Origin of the sequence: Haliovirga abyssi (genome assembly GCF_030295325.1) — a bacterium.
GTDB lineage: Bacteria > Fusobacteriota > Fusobacteriia > Fusobacteriales > Haliovirgaceae > Haliovirga > Haliovirga abyssi.
In genome coordinates this window covers 2,348,262-2,366,931 of the sequence record NZ_AP027059.1, presented here as the reverse complement: position 1 = coordinate 2,366,931, position 18,670 = coordinate 2,348,262, and the positions used below count along the sequence as shown (strand labels likewise).

The following is an 18,670-nucleotide window of genomic DNA, read 5'->3' as shown; positions in this document are numbered from 1 at the left end:
TCTCCTGGAGAGCCATTAAAAATAATAATATTCTTATTAGTTATTATAGTATTTTATTAGTAATTTTGCAAGGAAGATTTTCGATATGTTAAGGTTAAATTTTTAATCTAATTATAAAAAAACAATTAGACATTTAAAGACATTTGTTGACAAAAATAGAAATTAAGAGTAAAATAGAGACAATTTATATAAAGCTAGCATTGGACACATAAAAAATAAGCACAGGAGATGATAAATGAACTTAAAAATTGCTGATATTACGGAGATTTTAAATGTATCGGAAAAAACTATTTACCGTTGGATAAAATCAGGGAAAATACCTGCTTATAAAATCAATGGGCAATATCGTTTTAGTGAAGAAGAGATAAACAGGTGGATTTCAGAAAATAAAATGGTAAATAGAAAAAAAGAAATAGAAGATGAAGAACCGATTAATTTGCCAGATTTATTGGGAAAAGGTGGGTTTTATGAAGTAGAAGGAGATGATGTAAAAGAGGTAATAGAAAATATGGTGGGAATTATTAAATTGCCTGTAAATTTGAAAAAAGATAAATTAATTGAAGAATTAATAAAAAGAGAAGAGATGATATCTACAGGAATAGGAAATGGAATAGCAGTGCCTCATCCTCAAGAGAAAGTTATTGAGGAGATAGAAGATGAGAGAGTTTTTGTATGTTTTTTAAAAAAGCCAATAGATTATAATGCTTTGGATGGTAAAAAAATACATACATTATTTTTAATTTTGAGTGCTAGAAAAGAGAGACATATAGAATTATTGGCTAAAATATCTTTTTTATCTCGTAATAAGGAGTTTCTAGATATGCTGGAGCTTCAATCAAAAGAAAAAATTATTGAGTTTATAAGATTAAAAAAAGTTGAATGGGATGAAATAATGGAAAGAAGAAAAAAAATATAAATTAATTTTAAATGGAGGAGAGGTTATGGGCACTATTTGGGTAGTAATTTTTTTTATATTATTAGGTGGCAGTTTGCCATTAGTTTTATATAAAAATTTTACTTTTATGAGAGTAACAGCAGTCTTTTTTATTGGATTAGGTTCAATATTGGGAGTTATTACAGCTATTAAAGAGTTATTAACAGGGAACTATCCTGATATAGTGAAATACAGTGGACTAATGCATTTCCCAATGGAATTTAAAGTAACACCATTATCAGCATTTTTTATAACGATTATATGCTTTGTTGGTATGTTAGGAGCTTTATATGGGTATTCATATATGGAGAATAGAAAAAAAGCATTAAGGGTAGCTGGGAATTACTTTTTTTATTCTATATTAGTGGTATCTATGATTTTAGTAGTAATTGCAAATAATTTACTTACATTTGCATTTGCTTGGGAAGTTATGTCTTTATCAGCATTCTTTTTAGTTATTTATGACTATAATAAAGAAAAAGTTAGAAAAGCAGGTTATGTATATTTTGTATTTACTCACATTGGAGGAATGGCAATTTTTGCTTCATTTGGATTGATTTATGCGTATACAAAAAGTTTTGGATTTGACACAATTGGAAATATACCTGATAACATAAAATTAATTGCATTTATATTAGCATTTATTGGATTTGGTTCAAAAGCAGGATTGTTTCCTGTTCACGTGTGGCTGCCTTATGCACATCCTGTGGCACCAAGTCAAGTATCTGCAATTATGTCAGGAGTTATGATAAAAATTGGGATTTATGGAATTATAAAAATGTATCTTATTTTACATACAAATATGATTTCCATAAGTTATATGGTAGTAATAATTGGAGCAATATCAGGAGTTTTAGGAGTTGTATATGCTTTAGGACAACATAATTTGAAAAAATTATTGGCATATCACAGTATTGAGAATATAGGAATAATTACCACTGGATTAGGAATTGGAATGGTTGGAGTTTCTATTGGAAATAGTACAATGGCTATATTTGGATTTGCTGGTGGGATATTACATATATTAAATCATGCACTGTTTAAATCATTGCTATTTATGGGAGCAGGTTCTGTTTTACATCAAACTAAGCTTGAAGTTATAGAACAAATGGGTGGTTTGATGAAAAATATGAAGATTACAGGAATAACATTTTTAGTAGGAGCATTAGCTATATCAGGAGTACCACCATTTAACGGATTTGTAAGTGAATTTTTAATATATTTTGCTGGATTTAGTGGAATTAACAGTGGAAGTGGAGTTTCATTTGCTTTTGCTACATTTGTAATTTTGTCACTTGCTATAATAGGCGGATTAGCAGCAGCTTGTTTTACAAAAGTGATTGGAGTGGTATTTTTAGGAAATGCAAGAAATGAAAAAGCAGCAAAAGCTGTTGAAAGTAAATGGGAAATGACACTTCCAATGGAAATATTGGCATTAGTGTGTATTTCAATTGGAATTTTACCAGCATTACCTATTAATGTAGTGTCAAATATTGTAAAAACATTTTGGTTTGTGTCAAAAGATGCAGTTATGCCAACATTAACAATTCCATCTGAAATAACATTTGGAGCAATGATATTTTTAGGAGTATTAATTGTAGTATATATTTTATGGAAAATATTTTATATAAATTCAAAGAATAAAAAAAGTGTTACTTGGGGTTGTGGATATAAATATGGAACATCAAAAATGCAATATACAGGTAGTTCATATGCAATGGAGATAGTTAATTTTTTTAAACCATTTATAAAAATAGAAGAAAAAACAATAGAAGTTGAAGGATTATTTCCTAAAAAAAGTAAATATCATTCTAAAACAATAGACATAGCAGAATATTTTATAATGAAATACATTGTAAGACCAGTTTTAGCAGTGATGGATAAATTAAGATGGATACAATCTGGAGACCTTCATGCCTACATATTATATATTGTAGGAGGAATAGTATTGTTATTAATAGTAGAGGTGGTAATAAAATGAAATCTATAATATTATTTGTTTTAACTGTTTTAATTTCACCATTATTTGCAGCAATAATATTGAAAGTAAAAGCATTCTTTGCAGGTAGAAAGGGACCTTCAATATTTATTAATTATTATACTTTAATAAAACTTTTTAAATATAAAAGCTCTGTTTATAGTGAGACTACAACGTTTATTTTTAGAATGAGTGTAATAATATCATTTTCAGTAATAACAGTAGTTTTAATGTTTTTTCCATTTGGAGGGGTAAATTCAATATTTTCATTTAAAGGAGATATGATTTTTATAATTTATCTTATGGCATTAGGAAGATTTTTCACAATATTAGCAGCACTTGATACAGGATCGGCTTTTGAAGGAATGGGAGCTAGTAGAGAAGCTTATTTTTCAATTATAGCAGAATTAACTCTGTTTATGACATTTATATTTATACAAAAAATAACTGGAACTATAAGTTTTTCTAAAAGTTTATCAATTGCAAATGGTATGAATTTATGGGGGATGTATGGAGCTTCGTTAATGTTAATAATCATATCGCTATTTATGATTTTGCTTACAGAAAATTCAAGAATACCAGTAGATGACCATGCAACACATTTAGAGCTTACAATGATTCATGAAGTTATGGTGCTTGACCATAGTGGACCAGAATTAGGGCTTATACATCTTGGAGCTAATATGAAACTTATGTTTTATTCAGTGTTTATAGCAAGATTAATAGTTCCGTTTTCTTTTAGAAATTTCTGGGTAGACATAATAGTATTTTATATAGTTGTTGCTTTAATATATCTGTTTATTGGAATTGTAGAATCTATTATGGCAAGATTTAGATTTACTAAAGTTCCTAAATATATATTAACATCTTTTGCATTAGTCTTTTTTGCAAATATAATTATTTTAGGGAGGTTAAAATGATTACAATATCACATATAATGCTTTCCGTAATATTGCTATCGCTTATTTTTGCACTTAATTCTAGTAGGTTAAGAATTTTGATTATGGTTATGTTTTTGCAAGGAGCATTAGTTTCAATAATGCCTATGTTTTTAGAAGAAAAAATTTCAACAATAACAGCTATATTTATATTAATAACTTTGACTGTAAAAGGATTTTTAATTCCTTGGTTGTTAATGAGTGTATTTAATAAAATTAAAATAAAAAAAGAGATAGAGCCAATTATAGGGTATAATTTTTCGATGTTTATAGCCTTATTCATAATAGTTTTATCAACATATTTAGGAAATAAAGTGCATTTCCCAATTGGTGGGAATTTACTCGGGATTACAGCAATGGCAACTATAATATCAGGTATGTTTTTGCTGACATCTAGAAGAAAAACGATAACTCAAATAATAGGATATTTAATGATGGAAAATGGAATTTATTTAATAGGAATAACCCTATCAAATAAAAGTAGATATATTGTTGAATTTGGAGTATTATTGGATATTTTAGTTGGAGTGATGATTATGGTAATTGTACTTCAACAAATAAATATTACATTTCACGATATAAATAGTTCAAAACTAAAAAATTTAAAGGAGTAATAATATGGCTGAGTTAGTTATTTTAATACCAATTATAGCAGGAATATTATCATTATTGGTGAAAAACAAATATGGAAGATGGCTTTTGCCAATTACTGGTTTAATTCACATTATATTTACAATTTTAATTTGGAGGGGGATTTCAGTTCCATTATTTAATGAATATGTAGGAATAAAACCAGAAGGAATATTAGTTTTAGCGGTGACATCATATCTTTTTTTTATGATATCAATTTATACAGTTTCTTATTTAAAAGAAGAGAAGATGGAAAATGAAAAACTTTTTACAAGTTCTATGCTATTTTTCTTAGCATCAATGAGTTCTGTTGCAATTTCAAATAGTTTAATACTGTTTTGGATATCGGTAGAGGCAACAAGCTTAACAAGTGCTCCACTTATATATGTTCATAAGACAAAAACAGCATTAGAAGCAACTTGGAAATATGTGTTAGTGTGTTCTGTAGGAATTGCATTAGCGCTACTTGGAACATTTTTAATAGCAATAGCAAGAGATAAAGCTGGATTAAGTATAAATTTGAATTTTACAGAATTAGAAAAAAATGCAATGTTATTAAATAAAGATTGGTTAAAAATAGGATTTTTATTTATATTAATTGGGTATGGAACAAAAATGGGACTTGCTCCAATGCATACTTGGCTTCCAGATGCACATAGTGAAGCTCCAAGTCCAGCTTCAGCATTACTTTCAGGAGCTTTGTTAAATACAGCATTTTTGGGAATATTTAAAATGAGTAGGATATTGCATTTGGCAGAATTAGGGAAATTTGCAGATGTATCATTAATAATATTAGGACTATTATCAACAGTTGTAGCAGCGGTATTTATATTAAAACAATATGATTATAAAAGAATGTTGGCTTATTCAAGTATAGAAAATATGGGTATTATTGCATTTGGAACAGGAATAGGCGGAATAGCTGCATATGGTGCTATGTTTCATTTAGTTCATCATGCTTTGATAAAATCTTCTCTGTTTTTATCAGCAGGAAATGTGCTAATGAGTTATAAAACTAAATTAATAGATAAAGTTGGAAATATATTCAAATTTTTACCTAAAACAGCGATTATAATGTTTGCTGGGTTTATTGGAATAGCTGGATTTCCTCCATTTGGACTATTTTTTAGTGAGTTTTTTATAGTTTTGGGTGCATTAAGAAGAGGTGCATATATAAGTGCTGGAATATTTGTGTTAAGTTTAATTTTAATATTTGCAGGACTTTCAAAATATGTGGTAAAAATGTCATTTGGAGAATCAGAAGTAGAGCCTAAAGTAAAAGAAAACAGATGGAGAGTTTATCCACAATATATATTGCTATTTACATCTTTGGTGCTTTGTTATATGCAAATAAACCAAATTTCAGATATAATGACAAGTGCAGTAGCAGTGATTGGAGGTATGATTCATGAATAATAAATTTATAAATATAAAAAATGGAGAAAAGATAAATTTAGAGAATATTACAATAATGGAGTTTAAAGATTTTTATAATGAAATGTTAGAATTGTCTGAAAAAAATGCAAAAATAGTTCAATATTTTGGATTTAAAGATGAAAATAAAAAAATAAAATTAGTAGCAATATTAAGAACAGAAAAATTATGGTTAGGAATAACAGAAGCACCTAATAAATATGAAAGTTTAACAAATAAAATTCCACAACTAAATATGTTTGAAAGAGAGTTAGCAGAACAATTTGGAATAGAAATAATTAATCATCCCTGGATGAAATCTTTAAGATATCACAAAAATTATACTGGGAAAAAGGATGCTTTTAAAAATGATTATAAAGAGGTTATTCCTGGAAATTATCCATTTTATGAAGTGGAAGGAGAAGAGATTCATCAAGTAGCAGTGGGACCAATTCATGCAGGAGTTATAGAACCTGGTCATTTTAGATTTAATTGTATAGGGGAAAAAGTTTTACATTTAGAAATACAACATGGATATCAACACAGAGGAGTAGAAAAGCAACTTTTAAAAGCATCTATGAAAAAATTACCATTAATAATAGAAAGTGTGGCAGGGGATACAACAATTGGGAATTCAATAGCATTTTCAGAAGCAATAGAAAGTTTGGCAGATATAAAATTAGATAAAAATCAACTTTTAATAAGAGGAATAGCTTTGGAATTAGAAAGAATAGCAAATCATGTTGGAGATTTAGGAGCTCTTAGTGGAGATGTAGCATTTTTGCCACCAGCAGCATATTATGGGAGAATGAGAGGAGATTTTTTAAATATATTGCTTGATATTTGCGGGAATAGATTTGGAAAAGGATTAATAAGAGCTAAAAAAGCAAGATTTGAAATTAGTGAAAGTCAAAAAAATGATTATTTAAAGAGATTGGAGCAACTAAAAAAAGAGACTATACATGTTGGGGATATGATATTTGCACAAGCAGGAGTAGTTGGAAGATTTGAAGATACAGGAAAAGTAAACAAAGAAACAGCAGAACAGCTTGGAATGGTTGGATTTACTGCAAGAGCAAGTGGAATAAAATATGATGTAAGAGATAGTTTTCCAACTGGAATTTGGGAAAAAGTAAAAGTTGAGAAAATAAGAGAAAAATCAGGAGATGTATTAGCTAGAGCATTAATGAGATATAGAGAAGTTAAAGAGTCATTTGAATTGGTAGAACGTTTTTTGAAAGAGTTGGAATTTTATGGGGAAAAAGAGAGTGAAAATGAGGAGAAAAAAGAGATAGAGTTAGGGGTAAATAGTTTGGTTGTAACAATGCAGGAAGGATGGAGAGGAGAGCTTTCTCATTGTGTGATTACAGATTCTAAAAGCGAGATATTGAGATATAAGATAAAAGACCCATCTTTTCATAATTGGGATGGACTTGCATTTGCATTAAGAAATGAAGCTATAGCTGATTTTCCTGTTTGTAATAAAAGTTTTAATTTGTCGTATTGTGGGTTTGATTTGTAGGGAGATGAAGAAAGGAATAAAAGATTCAGCACAAAGAAAGGAGAGCGCAAAGGGTCACGAAGAGGGGCTTATGTATAGGGATAATCCGTTTATATGCAAATAATAAAAGATGTTTCCTTAATGTATCTTAGAGTTTTTGCGTCTTTGTGCTGAAAGAATTAAAGTATTAATAGTAAATATAAGAAAAGAATAAAAGATTCAGCACGAAGAAAGGAGAGCGCAAAGGGTCACGAAGAGGGGCTTATATATAGGGATAATCCGTTTATACGCAAATAATAAAAAATGTTTTCTTTGTGTATCTTAGTGTTCTTTGCGTCTTTGTGCTGAAAGAATTAAAGTAGTAATAATAAATATAAGAAAAACATAAAAAAGTGAGGTAATAAAAATGTTTATAGATATAATTAAAAATAGAGCGGAGCAAGGGAATAGAACATCTAAATATCCAAAAGGGAAAATTTCTCTTCCTAAAAATTATAGAGGAGTACCGGTAATTAATCCTGAATGTTCTAAAGAAGTAGTTGAAGAGTGTGCAAAAATATGTCCTCAAGATGCTATTAATGTAGAAAATAAAAGTATTGATTTGAGAAAATGTACTTTTTGTGGTGAATGTGAAAGAGTTGCTAATGGAGAATTTGTTAAATTTTCTCAAAATTTTGAGATGGGTGTTACAAATGAAAATGATTTGATAATAGATAAAGAAAATAAAAAAATGGAAATAGAGAGTAAAGAATATTTTAAAAAAATATTTGGAGGAGCTTTGCAGCTTAGAGTTGTTTCAGCTGGAGGATGTAATTCTTGTGAGGCAGATATTAATGTATTAAATACTCCAGTTTATGATTTGTCAAGATTTGGGATACAATTTGCAGCATCTCCAAGACATGCTGATGGATTATTAATTGTAGGGCCTGTAACTAAAAATATGGAATATGCGTTAAAAAAAGCGTATGAGGCAGTTCCAAATCCAAAAGTTGTAATAGCTTCGGGAGCTTGTGCATTATCTGGAGGAGTATTTAGAGATAATAAAGAGCAATTAAATGGTGTAAGTAATCTATTTAAAGTTGACCTGTTTGTTCCTGGATGTCCACCACATCCTATGACACTTTTATATGCTTTGGTTAAATTCTTTAAAAAAGATAAATAAATAAAAGGGCTGTAATTATACAGCTCTTTTTTTTATTTATTAGTGAAGTATAAATTTATTCAAAAAATAAGCTACGCTGTTTTTGCTATTATAAACGTTTTGACAAAAAATATTATAAGTGGTATTATAAAACATAATATTCTAAAACAGAAAGAGGAGGGCAAAGTGAAAATAATAATAGTTGTAGCGAGTTTATGTTTGCTAATAACAGGATGTACAGGTTTATCAGTTGGTAAAAATATGGTAAAAAAAGATGATGTTGTTTATGAAATAGCAGTAGGAATGAATTCATCTCCAAATATAAGTGGCGGAGTAAAATATGGAGTTAATGATAAATTAAATTTAGATATGAATATAACTTCACCTGTATTTGCTTCAAAAAATATTATTATGTTTGAACCTGCATTGGTAAAAAATATAATAAAACAAAATGGAAAAAGACCAACTTTAAATGGATATCTATCATTTCCAACACTTTATTCGTTGAAAACATCAGATATAAAAATTTATCCTGTTATTGGATTTGTTCCAAAATATGAAGGTGAAAAATGGGGTGGATATATGGTCTTTGAAGAATTAACTGAGTTTAGAAGTGATGAAAAAAAAGTTAGTTTAAAAACAAATATTAAACTTGGAGTTGAATATAAAATTAGAGAAAAATGGGCATTAGATTTAGAAATTGGTGTAAATAATATAGGGTATAAAAATATGATGGCAGATTTCGGATATCCAGTTATTATGTTTGGGACTACAATAAAACAATGAAGGAGATAAATTATGAAAAAAATTATGAAAAATATTTTTATAGGCTTTGTATTAATAATAAATACAGTTTCATGTGTAGATATGGAAAGAAGCGTTTTATTTGCTGGGAATAGCAAAAATAGTGATTATAACTTTTCTGAATTAAAAATTCCAAAAGATAGTTGGGAACTTGTAAAAATGAATTATGGAAATTGTGATAATTATGGATTATATGTAAAAGGAAAAAATGATGTTTACAAAGATAAAATTGTTCTGTTTTTTCATGGAAATGGTGGGAGAATAGATAAAGGAACTCAAATAGAGATGGCAAATTTCTTTTATGAAAATGGAATTAATTTCTTTGCAATGGAATATAGAGGATATGGACAGTCATCAGGATTTACAACAACAGAAGCAAGTACATATGAAGATGCCCAGTATGCTTATAATTATTTATTAACAATAGATAGTGGTAAATTTAAAGATGGGAATATAATAATTATGGGTCATTCGCTTGGAAGTGCAGTGGCTATAGATTTAGCAACTAAAGAGAATGAAAAATCTCTTATTACTATGTCTGCATTTACAGATTTTACAAATGAATTAAAAGGATTCACAAGTTTTGATATACCAGGATCATGGATATCTGATGCCAAATATGACAATATTAATAAAATTGACAAAATAAACAGCAATGTACTATTCATTCATGGCTCTAATGATAAAATGGTATCACCGAGTAATTCAAAAGATCTATTTAATAAAGCTAGAGGGACTAAAAAGCTTATGATAGTCGAAGGTGCAGGACATGATGATATTGGAGAAAAATTAGATGATAAAACAAAAGCTGAGATTATAAAGATGGTTAGTGATAATTAGGAATAATAAAAATTGAAAATATAAAAAATATTAATTTTGGGAAAAAGCAAAAGATTTAATTCTTTTGCTTTTTTTGATTTTATTGATATTTTGGCACGTGCAACATTTCCTCTACAACTTTTTATAAAAAAGAGTTGAAAATATAACAAAAATGTTGTATAATCAAAATTAACAAAAGTTTAACAAGCTAAACTTTTGTTAATTTTGGAAAAAGGAGGTATGATGACAAATAGAGAGAATCAAATATTAGAAGAAATAAGAAAAAATCCTCTTATTTCTCAAAAAGAATTAGCTGAAAAATTAGGGATAACAAGGTCAGGAGCTGCAGTTCATATTAGTAATTTGATAAAAAAGGGTTATATTACAGGAAAAGGATATATTGTAAGAGAAAATCCATATGTTTGTGTAGTTGGCGGAGCAAATATTGATATTTATGGGTTTCCTTTTAAGAAATTAATAAAAAATGATTCTAATCCTGGCGCAATAAAATTGGCATTGGGAGGTGTTGGAAGAAATATATCAGAAAATTTAGTTAAATTAGGGATTGATACAAATTTAATAACAGTTTTAGGGGACGATATATACGCTGACAATATAACGGAACATTCTAGGGAAGTTGGGATAAAAATAGAGAATTCTTTGATAATGAAGAATAGTAATAGTTCTACATATTTGTCTATTTTAGATGAAAATGGAAATATGGATGTTGCAATTGCTGCAATGGATATTTTTGAAAATATGAATGTAGAGTTTATAAAAACAAAAGATAAAATAATTAAAAATTCTAATTTATGCGTTATAGACACAAACATACCAAAAGAAACAATCGAATATATAGTAAAAGAATTTAGCGGAGATACAGAATTTTTATTAGACACAGTATCTACTTCAAAAGCTATGAAAATAAAAGATATAATTGGATATTTTCAAATAATAAAGCCAAATAAAATAGAAGCAGAAATACTTACAGGGATAAAAATAAAAACAGATTCAGATTTGAAAAAAGCAGGGGATATTTTTATAAATAAAGGAGTAAAAACAGTAATAATAACATTAGGAGAAGATGGGGTTTATTATCAAAATGAAGAAAAAAGTGGTATATTCAAAACTAAAAAAGTAAAAATGGTAAATGCAAGTGGAGCAGGAGATGCTTTTGCAGCAGGACTGGCGTATTCGCATATAAATTCATTGGATATATATGAAAGCGTAAAATTTAGCGCAATGGCAAGTATTGTAGCAATTTCAAGTGAAGAAACAATAAATCCTAAGCTATCAGTAGAGGAGATACATAAAATTGAAAGAGAACTAGAGCGTTAGATTAAGAGAAATTGACAATACATAAAGGCGGTAATTCGTTCAGCACAAAGAAAGGAGAACGCTAAGATACACGAAGAAAACATTTTTTTAGTTATTAGGAAAGTATAAATTTATTTAGAAAATAAGCTATGCAGTTTTTTTGAAATATGCGATTTTCTAAGGCAAAATTTTTCAGAAACCAAAATTTTAGGGAAATATTTACACTTTACGAGCTGAAGCGTAGCTTATTTTTTAGTTAATAATTTTTTTATTATAGAGATAGAAATATATAAATTAATTTTATAAGCTTCTCTTTGTGCTTCTTTGTGATCTTCTTTCTTTGTGCTGAATCTTTTAGTTTTGGAAATTATTCTTAATTTAATGAGAGCGTGATTTATAACTGGATAAAATACAAATATAATATATAAAAAGGGAGATGAAGTAATGTTAAATATTAAAAAGTATTTAGATGTAAATGAAGAGGTAAAAAAAGCTATAGAAGAGGGGAAACCAGTAGTAGCGTTAGAATCAACTATTATATCACACGGAATGCCATATCCTCAAAATGTGGAAACAGCATTAAAAGTGGAAGCAGTAGTAAGAGCAAATGGAGCAATTCCAGCAACAATTGCAATTTTAAATGGAAGATTAAAAGCAGGATTAACAAAAGATGAAATTGAATATTTAGGAAAAGCAGGGGAAAATGTAACGAAAGCAAGTAGAAGAGATATACCATTTATAATAGCAAAAAAAATGGATGGAGCAACTACAGTAGCATCTACAATGATAATATCCGCACTTGCCGGAATAAAAGTTTTTGCAACAGGAGGAGTAGGCGGTGTGCATAGAGGAGCAGAAACAACTATGGATATATCAGCAGATTTGGAAGAATTAGCTAATACAGATGTTGCAGTAATTTGTGCAGGGGTAAAATCAATATTGGATATTGGATTAACTTTGGAATATTTAGAAACTAAAGGGGTGCCAGTTGTAGGAGTAAGAACAGATGAATTACCTGCATTTTATACAAGAAAAAGCGGATTTAATGTAGATTATAAAATAGAAGAGGAAAAAGAAGTAGCATTAGCAATGAAAGCTAAATGGGATTTAGGATTAAAAGGTGGATTTATAATAGCAAACCCAATTCCAGAAGAGTATCAAATGGAGTATTACACAATAAATGAAGCAATAGACAAAGCAGTAAAAGAAGCAAAAGAAAAAGGGATAAAAGGAAAAGAAAGCACTCCATTTTTATTATCTAAAATAAAAGATTTAACAGGTGGAGATAGTTTGGCTTCAAATATAAAATTAGTTTATAATAATGCAAAAGTTGCAGCAAAAATAGCAAAAGAATATTCTGAATTAGGATAGAAGAGGGAAAAATTTTATATCAGGGCGAACCTATCTGTTCGCCCTGATGTTGAAAATATGTAAAAGGCTAATAATTTTTATCTTAAACAATTCAATTTCACTTCTCCATAACAAATTTCGTCAATTTAAAAACTATCCAGTTAGGAATAAACCTTTTAAGTGCAATCAAATATGGAGCTTCTTTTCCAATTGAATATCTTAATCTATTACTATTATCAGTAACAGCTTTATATATTTTTTTAGCTACAGCAATTGGAGGCAATCCATTATTACCCGCATTATCTATATTTTTAGTAACTTTATCAAAATAATTTTTATATTCGCTAAGATTATCATTCATTAAAACCTCTTTAGAACGAGAATAAAAATCTGTTTTTATTGCACCTGGCTCTATTAATTTTAATTTAATATTAAAAGTAGCTAATTCAAATTGTAGAGATTCTATAAATCCCTCAATTGCAAATTTTGTAGAATGATAAAGCGAATATAAAGGTATTGTAACCAATCCTCCCATTGATGAAATATTTACAATAGTTCCGCTTTTGTTATTTTTAAAATGTGGCAAAATTCCTTTTATAACTCTCATTACACCAAATACATTTACATTAAATTGTCTATATATTTGTTCATCTGTAGCTGCTTCAAATATTCCATTAGTTCCAAATCCTGCGTTATTTAGTAACACATCAATTTTACCAAAATCATTAATTGCAGAAGTTATAGAACTAAGAATAGAATCATTATCTGTAACATCAAGTTTGTAAAGTTTTACATTTTCTAATTTGTTTAATTCTTTTTCTTTTTCAGGGCTTCTCATTGTGGCAGCTACATTCCACCCTTTTTTTTGAAAATATTTAACTGTTTCTTTTCCTATACCAGAAGAAGAGCCAGTTACAAAGATAGTTTTATTCATAGTTTCATCTCCTTTAAGCCAATAATATTTAAAAAATAAGTGACTTATATATTTATATTATAAGTTTACAATAATAATAAAGAAAAAGCAAATAAAAGATTGTTAAAAACTAAAAAAAAACTAATAAATATGTTATACTATATAAGAGAAATAATAGATAAAATTAAAAATTTTAAGAAAAAATAGATTTTATAAAACAAAATATGTTTTTTCTGAGAAAGAGGAGGATATAAATGGGATATTTAGCAATATTTTTTACAATTTTATTTTTCAGTACAATAGAAGTTGTGTCGAAAATAATAGGTAATGACATAGACCCTATATATTTAGCTTTTTTGAGATTTTTTTTAAGTGGAATTGTATTAATTTCATTTGATTTCAAAAAAATAAAGAAAATAAAAAAGAATGATTTTATAAAATTGACATTACTTGGGATTTTAGGTGTAACCATATCTCTTGGAGCTTTTCATTTGAGTCTAAAATATATAGATGCAGCTAGAGGAGCTGTTATATTTAGCTTAAATCCAATTTTTTCTACAATATTTGCATGGCTAATATTAAAAGAAAAAATGAATACAAAAATAGGAATAGGAATTTTTATTGGATTTATAGGAGCGTATATAGTTTGTTTTGGATTTGATTTAATTAATTTTAAGAGTTTAACAGGGCCTCTTTTAATGCTAATTTCTGCTACATCTTTTGGAGCATATATAGTTTTAGCTAAAAAATATATAAAATTATATGGACCGTTTTTTACAACAGGTTTTGTATTTTTCACAGGTTCATTATGGTATTTGCCATTTATAAAAAGTTATAATATCTTAAATTTTTCAAAAAATATAGGTTATATAGCATATCTTATAATTTTAGGAACTGGAGTTGCATATGTTTTTTATTTTTATGGCTTAAGAAAAATTCCAGTATCTGCAGGGTCTTCAATGTTTTATTTGAAGCCGGTTTTGGCATCTATATTTGCGTATTATATATTAAAAGAAAATTTTAAAGTTAGTTTTTTTACAGGAATAATATTAATAATAATTGGAATGAGTATAATTTTAATTCCAGAAAGAAAATTTTTATTTAAAAAGAACATAAATAAAGGAGAATCAAAATGAGAATACTAGGTATAGAAACGTCTTGTGATGAGACATCAATTGCAGTAGTAGAAGATGGGAAAAAGATTTTTTCAAATATAATATCTTCTCAAATAGATATACATAAAGAATATGGCGGAGTTGTGCCAGAAATAGCTTCTAGGCATCACATAAAAAATATTATGGCGGTACTAAAAGAAGCGTTGGATGAATCAAATTTTGAATTAAAGGATATGGATTATTTGGCAGTAACTTATGCACCTGGACTTATAGGGGCTCTTTTAGTAGGAGTTTCTGTGGCAAAAGGGTTAAGTTATGGGAGTGGGATACCATTAATACCAGTACATCACATAAAAGGGCATATTTATTCAAATTTTATAGAGCAAGATATTGAGCTGCCAGCAATAGTGTTAGTAGTTTCAGGTGGACATACAAATATAGTTTATATGGATGAAGAGTATAAATTTGAATCTTTAGGTGGAACAATAGATGATGCAGTGGGAGAAGCTTATGATAAAGTAGCAAGAGTATTAGGGTTGCAATATCCTGGTGGACCAAAAATAGATAAATTATATTATGAAGGGAATTCAAAATTTTTAAAAATAACAAAACCAAAAGTTCCAGGTGAATATGATTTTAGTTTTAGTGGAGTAAAAACATTTGTAATAAATTATTTGAATAAAATGAAAATGCAAAAAAAAGAGGTTATAATAGAAGATATAGCTGCAAGTTTTCAAGAGACAGTTGTAGATATTTTAGTAGAAAAAACAATAAAAGCGGCAAAAGAAAAAAATGTGAAAAATATATTATTAGCAGGAGGAGTAGCTGCGAACTCATTGCTTAGAAAAGAGATGAAAGAAGCAGGAGAAAAAAATGGAATGGAAGTATATTATCCCTCGTTAAAACTATGTACAGATAATGGGGCGATGATAGCAGCAGCAGCGTATTATGAAGTGAAATATAGAGGGATAGAGATGGCTAAATTAAATTTAAATGGAATTGCTAATAGAGAATTAGATTAGAGAATTTGTATTGGCAAACAAATTACTTTTAACTATAGTATATGTAGAAAATATTTTCAAAATCGAGCTGAAAATATCGAATGTTTTAACGATTTTTCGGCGAAAATTTTGAATTAGATTTTTTAATATACTCTATTTCAAAAATATAGGGGTGATAAATATGGCAGAAATAAAATCATTTAAAGTTATGGATATATTAGAAAAAGCCAACGAAATGGAAGATATTATCCACCTAGAGATAGGGGAACCAGATTTTGATACGCCAATAGAGATAAAAAATGAAGGAATAAGAGCAATTAAAGAAGAAAAAATAGGATATACGCATAGTATGGGGAAAAAAGAGTTGCGAGAAGCTATTGCAATGTATTATAATAAAAAGTATGGAACTAATTTAAAATATAAAAATGTGGTTGTGTCAGCAGGAACAAGTCCTGCGCTTTTACTGGCAGTATATACTGCAATGGAATTTAGTGGAAAAAATGAAATTTTAGTTTCAAATCCAGGATATGCTTGTTATCCTAATTTCATAAAATTTTTAAATGGAAAAGTATCTTATTATGAATTGTCTTCTGAAGATGGATTTAGTATAAATATAGAAAAGATAAAAGAAAAAATAACAGATAGAACAGCAGCAATATTGATAAACAGTCCAGGGAATCCAACTGGTGTAGTATTAAAGAAAAAAGATTATATGGAGCTTGCAGAATTAGGAATAACAATAATATCTGATGAAATTTATCAAGGGCTGGTATATGAGGGGAAACAATATGATACAATATTAAATTATACAGTGAATGCAATTGCATTAAATGGATTTTCTAAACTGTTTGCAATGACTGGTTGGAGATTGGGATATTTAATTATTCCAGATAGATATATTATGTTAACTCAAAAATTGGAGCAGAATCTCTTTATTTCAGCAAATACAATATCTCAATATGCTGCAATAGAAGCATTGACAAATGAAAATGTAGATAAACAAATTAATAATATGGTAAAAGAGTATAATAAAAGGAGGCTATTTGCTCTTGCTGAAATAAAAAAATGGGGATTAAAAGTAGCAGCAAATCCTTTGGGAGCTTATTATATAATTATAGATGTTAGAGAATATACAAATAACTCTTTAATATTTGCATATAAAACATTAGAAAAAGCTAGAGTGGCAGTAACTCCAGGGATTGATTTTGGAACTAATTTAGAGGGATTTATTAGAATATCATATGCTGTTTCTATTGAGAATTTAGAAGAGGGAATAAAAAGGCTAGGTGAATATTTGCAAAATGAAAAGAAAATTGGGAAAGAAACTAGAAGATAAATTAGGGAATAGAAAAGATAATGGATTTACATTAGTGGAAATTTTAATTGCTATAGTAATATTAACATTGGCAGTATTTCCTTTTCTGCAGGTAATAGCAAATAATACAAATGTTACAATTGAAGGGAAAAGAAAATTTGTAGCTTCTCATTATGCAAAAGAATTATTAGAAGAGATAAAATTAAAGAGATTTGATGAGAAAAAGAAAAAAAGAGATACTCCAAATGCAGGGCAGTGGAGTAGAGTAGAGACGGGAACAGCAATTATAGTAAGAGAAGATGATGAGGACAAAAGTTCTATAAACAGAGCAGAGAATGATTGGGATGATATAGATGATTATAATGGATATAATGAATCTGGAATTGGGATTTTAGATTTTAATGGATTAGATTCAAATAAAGAGCCTGAAGATAAAAATTATTATAGAAAAGTATCTGTAATATATGTAAATGATTCTGACTTGACACCAGCACCTATAGATACTACTACAGACACTAAAAAAGTGAAAGTTGAATGTTATTACAAAGATTCTTATAATATCAATAATAATTATAATACAAAAAATAGAGTAGTTTTGATTTGGTATTTAAAGAAAAAATAGTATAACGCAGAGGAGCAGAGTTCGCAAAGAACTCGCAGAGAAAAACGTACACAGAAAATAAACTTTTTAATTTTTTTAATTTACTAGGAAAGTATAAATTTTATTCAGAAAATAAGCTATGATATTTTCTTATTCTCTGTGTAAACTCTGATTTCTCTGCGGCTCTGCGTTGATGTATTTAATTGTTCCTTAGTGGTTCAAAAAAATTGGATTAACTTTATTTGACACTACCAAGAAAAAAATAGAGGTGTAATATGAAAAATAGAGGATTTACACTAATTGAATTAATGATTTCAATAGCTGTTATGGGATTTATAATGGCAGGAATTGGCAAAATAATTATTTTCGCAACTAAAGCATATACAATGAATGTAGAAATAACAGATTCAATAACAAAGATAAAGCCAGTTTTAAAGAGAATAGAGAATAAATTAATAGAAAGTAATTTGACAGTAACACCAGAACTAAATGATATAGTAAAAGACAACAGTGGAAATGTAGTAGGGGTAAGAATAAAGGATAAAGAGAATAATTATTATTGGTACTGGTGGGATGAAAATGGGAATGGCACAAGAGATACAACAGAAGATAACAGTGATTTAGGAAAAGGCAAAAATTTTTATAGAGATAATATTCCAATATTTAGGAGTAAAGGAACAGATTGGGCAGAAAGTAGTGTAAAATTAACAAGTGTAAAATTTGTATTTTATAAAACAAACAATAGCGATGTAACTACAGTAATTGAAAATCCAAATACAGGAGATTTAGTTAATGCTGATTATATGAAAATAATTATAAAAGAGCAGGGAGCAATATCTGATAATAAAATAGCACCTGAATTAAAATTTTCTACTGGTTTTAAATTCAAATAAAAAGTGG

At 28.1% G+C, this 18,670-nt stretch carries 17 protein-coding genes; 16 read left to right on the top strand and 1 reads right to left on the bottom strand.

Going from position 1 to position 18,670, the window contains the following annotated elements; all coding sequences use genetic code 11:
- Positions 1–235 precede the first annotated feature (235 nt).
- The 11 genes from RDY08_RS10280 to RDY08_RS10230 all read left to right on the top strand — a co-directional run bounded on the left by RDY08_RS10280 (position 236) and on the right by RDY08_RS10230 (position 12,846).
- A complete protein-coding gene (locus RDY08_RS10280; protein WP_307904345.1) occupies positions 236–916 on the top strand; it encodes a PTS sugar transporter subunit IIA in 681 nt (226 codons plus the stop codon).
- Positions 917–941: 25 nt separating this feature from the next.
- On the top strand, positions 942–2,915 hold the full coding sequence (locus RDY08_RS10275; protein WP_307904344.1) for a proton-conducting transporter transmembrane domain-containing protein: 1,974 nt from the start codon (positions 942–944) through the stop codon (positions 2,913–2,915).
- Positions 2,912–3,832, top strand: coding sequence for a respiratory chain complex I subunit 1 family protein (locus RDY08_RS10270; protein ID WP_307904343.1), 921 nt, complete (start codon positions 2,912–2,914; stop codon positions 3,830–3,832). Before RDY08_RS10275 ends, RDY08_RS10270 begins: the two co-directional genes overlap by 4 nt.
- Positions 3,829–4,464 carry a hypothetical protein gene (locus RDY08_RS10265; protein ID WP_307904342.1) on the top strand — a complete coding sequence of 212 codons (636 nt, stop codon included), beginning with the start codon at positions 3,829–3,831 and terminating at the stop codon, positions 4,462–4,464. Before RDY08_RS10270 ends, RDY08_RS10265 begins: the two co-directional genes overlap by 4 nt.
- 4 nt (positions 4,465–4,468) lie before the next feature.
- Positions 4,469–5,896, top strand: a complete 1,428-nt coding sequence (locus RDY08_RS10260; RefSeq protein ID WP_307904341.1) for a proton-conducting transporter transmembrane domain-containing protein — start codon at positions 4,469–4,471, stop codon at positions 5,894–5,896.
- Complete coding sequence (locus RDY08_RS10255; protein WP_307904340.1) at positions 5,889–7,415, top strand: hydrogenase large subunit; 1,527 nt, start codon at positions 5,889–5,891, stop codon at positions 7,413–7,415. Before RDY08_RS10260 ends, RDY08_RS10255 begins: the two co-directional genes overlap by 8 nt.
- A gap of 385 nt (positions 7,416–7,800) precedes the next feature.
- Positions 7,801–8,556 (top strand): NADH-quinone oxidoreductase subunit B family protein, encoded by a 756-nt coding sequence (locus RDY08_RS10250; RefSeq protein ID WP_307904339.1) that lies wholly within the window; start codon positions 7,801–7,803, stop codon positions 8,554–8,556.
- 165 nt (positions 8,557–8,721) lie between these two features.
- Positions 8,722–9,321, top strand: coding sequence for an outer membrane beta-barrel protein (locus tag RDY08_RS10245; RefSeq protein ID WP_307904338.1), 600 nt, complete (start codon positions 8,722–8,724; stop codon positions 9,319–9,321).
- 12 nt (positions 9,322–9,333) lie between these two features.
- Positions 9,334–10,179, top strand: a complete 846-nt coding sequence (locus RDY08_RS10240) for an alpha/beta hydrolase (protein ID WP_307904337.1) — start codon at positions 9,334–9,336, stop codon at positions 10,177–10,179.
- Between the two features lie 222 nt (positions 10,180–10,401).
- Positions 10,402–11,496 carry a PfkB family carbohydrate kinase gene (locus tag RDY08_RS10235; protein WP_307904336.1) on the top strand — a complete coding sequence of 365 codons (1,095 nt, stop codon included), beginning with the start codon at positions 10,402–10,404 and terminating at the stop codon, positions 11,494–11,496.
- 423 nt (positions 11,497–11,919) lie between these two features.
- Complete coding sequence (locus RDY08_RS10230; RefSeq protein ID WP_307904335.1) at positions 11,920–12,846, top strand: pseudouridine-5'-phosphate glycosidase; 927 nt, start codon at positions 11,920–11,922, stop codon at positions 12,844–12,846.
- 97 nt (positions 12,847–12,943) lie between these two features.
- Here the strand turns inward: RDY08_RS10230 and RDY08_RS10225 are convergent, their stop codons facing one another.
- The gene (locus tag RDY08_RS10225; protein WP_307904334.1) at positions 12,944–13,759 is read right to left on the bottom strand and encodes an SDR family oxidoreductase; all 816 of its coding nucleotides are present in this window, start codon (positions 13,757–13,759) and stop codon (positions 12,944–12,946) included.
- A gap of 233 nt (positions 13,760–13,992) precedes the next feature.
- Between RDY08_RS10225 and RDY08_RS10220 the strand changes: the two genes are divergently transcribed.
- From RDY08_RS10220 to RDY08_RS10200, 5 genes are all read left to right on the top strand, one after another.
- Entirely contained in the window at positions 13,993–14,874 is an 882-nt protein-coding gene (locus tag RDY08_RS10220) for a DMT family transporter (RefSeq protein ID WP_307904333.1), read from the top strand.
- Entirely contained in the window at positions 14,871–15,875 is a 1,005-nt protein-coding gene (gene tsaD / locus RDY08_RS10215; protein WP_307904332.1) for a tRNA (adenosine(37)-N6)-threonylcarbamoyltransferase complex transferase subunit TsaD, read from the top strand. The genes RDY08_RS10220 and tsaD overlap by 4 nt, the downstream gene beginning before the upstream one ends.
- A gap of 160 nt (positions 15,876–16,035) precedes the next feature.
- Positions 16,036–17,190, top strand: coding sequence for a pyridoxal phosphate-dependent aminotransferase (locus tag RDY08_RS10210; RefSeq protein ID WP_307904331.1), 1,155 nt, complete (start codon positions 16,036–16,038; stop codon positions 17,188–17,190).
- Entirely contained in the window at positions 17,156–17,791 is a 636-nt protein-coding gene (locus RDY08_RS10205) for a prepilin-type N-terminal cleavage/methylation domain-containing protein (protein WP_307904330.1), read from the top strand. Before RDY08_RS10210 ends, RDY08_RS10205 begins: the two co-directional genes overlap by 35 nt.
- A 254-nt stretch (positions 17,792–18,045) precedes the next feature.
- Positions 18,046–18,663: a prepilin-type N-terminal cleavage/methylation domain-containing protein gene (locus RDY08_RS10200; RefSeq protein WP_307904329.1), complete on the top strand. Its 618-nt coding sequence runs from the start codon at positions 18,046–18,048 to the stop codon at positions 18,661–18,663.
- The last annotated feature ends 7 nt before the right edge of the window (positions 18,664–18,670 follow it).

What these genes read in the sequence shown, in the direction of transcription:
- RDY08_RS10240 (WP_307904337.1), top strand. Translation starts at nt 9,334, where the DNA reads ATGAAAAAAATTATGAAAAATATTTTTATAGGCTTTGTATTAATAATA.
- RDY08_RS10235 (WP_307904336.1), top strand. Translation starts at nt 10,402, where the DNA reads ATGACAAATAGAGAGAATCAAATATTAGAAGAAATAAGAAAAAATCCT.
- RDY08_RS10255 (WP_307904340.1), top strand. Translation starts at nt 5,889, where the DNA reads ATGAATAATAAATTTATAAATATAAAAAATGGAGAAAAGATAAATTTA.
- RDY08_RS10280 (WP_307904345.1), top strand. Translation starts at nt 236, where the DNA reads ATGAACTTAAAAATTGCTGATATTACGGAGATTTTAAATGTATCGGAA.
- RDY08_RS10275 (WP_307904344.1), top strand. Translation starts at nt 942, where the DNA reads ATGGGCACTATTTGGGTAGTAATTTTTTTTATATTATTAGGTGGCAGT.
- RDY08_RS10270 (WP_307904343.1), top strand. Translation starts at nt 2,912, where the DNA reads ATGAAATCTATAATATTATTTGTTTTAACTGTTTTAATTTCACCATTA.
- RDY08_RS10250 (WP_307904339.1), top strand. Translation starts at nt 7,801, where the DNA reads ATGTTTATAGATATAATTAAAAATAGAGCGGAGCAAGGGAATAGAACA.
- RDY08_RS10225 (WP_307904334.1), bottom strand. Translation starts at nt 13,759, where the DNA reads ATGAATAAAACTATCTTTGTAACTGGCTCTTCTTCTGGTATAGGAAAA.
- RDY08_RS10220 (WP_307904333.1), top strand. Translation starts at nt 13,993, where the DNA reads ATGGGATATTTAGCAATATTTTTTACAATTTTATTTTTCAGTACAATA.
- RDY08_RS10260 (WP_307904341.1), top strand. Translation starts at nt 4,469, where the DNA reads ATGGCTGAGTTAGTTATTTTAATACCAATTATAGCAGGAATATTATCA.
- RDY08_RS10205 (WP_307904330.1), top strand. Translation starts at nt 17,156, where the DNA reads ATGAAAAGAAAATTGGGAAAGAAACTAGAAGATAAATTAGGGAATAGA.
- tsaD (WP_307904332.1), top strand. Translation starts at nt 14,871, where the DNA reads ATGAGAATACTAGGTATAGAAACGTCTTGTGATGAGACATCAATTGCA.
- RDY08_RS10230 (WP_307904335.1), top strand. Translation starts at nt 11,920, where the DNA reads ATGTTAAATATTAAAAAGTATTTAGATGTAAATGAAGAGGTAAAAAAA.
- RDY08_RS10265 (WP_307904342.1), top strand. Translation starts at nt 3,829, where the DNA reads ATGATTACAATATCACATATAATGCTTTCCGTAATATTGCTATCGCTT.
- RDY08_RS10200 (WP_307904329.1), top strand. Translation starts at nt 18,046, where the DNA reads ATGAAAAATAGAGGATTTACACTAATTGAATTAATGATTTCAATAGCT.
- RDY08_RS10210 (WP_307904331.1), top strand. Translation starts at nt 16,036, where the DNA reads ATGGCAGAAATAAAATCATTTAAAGTTATGGATATATTAGAAAAAGCC.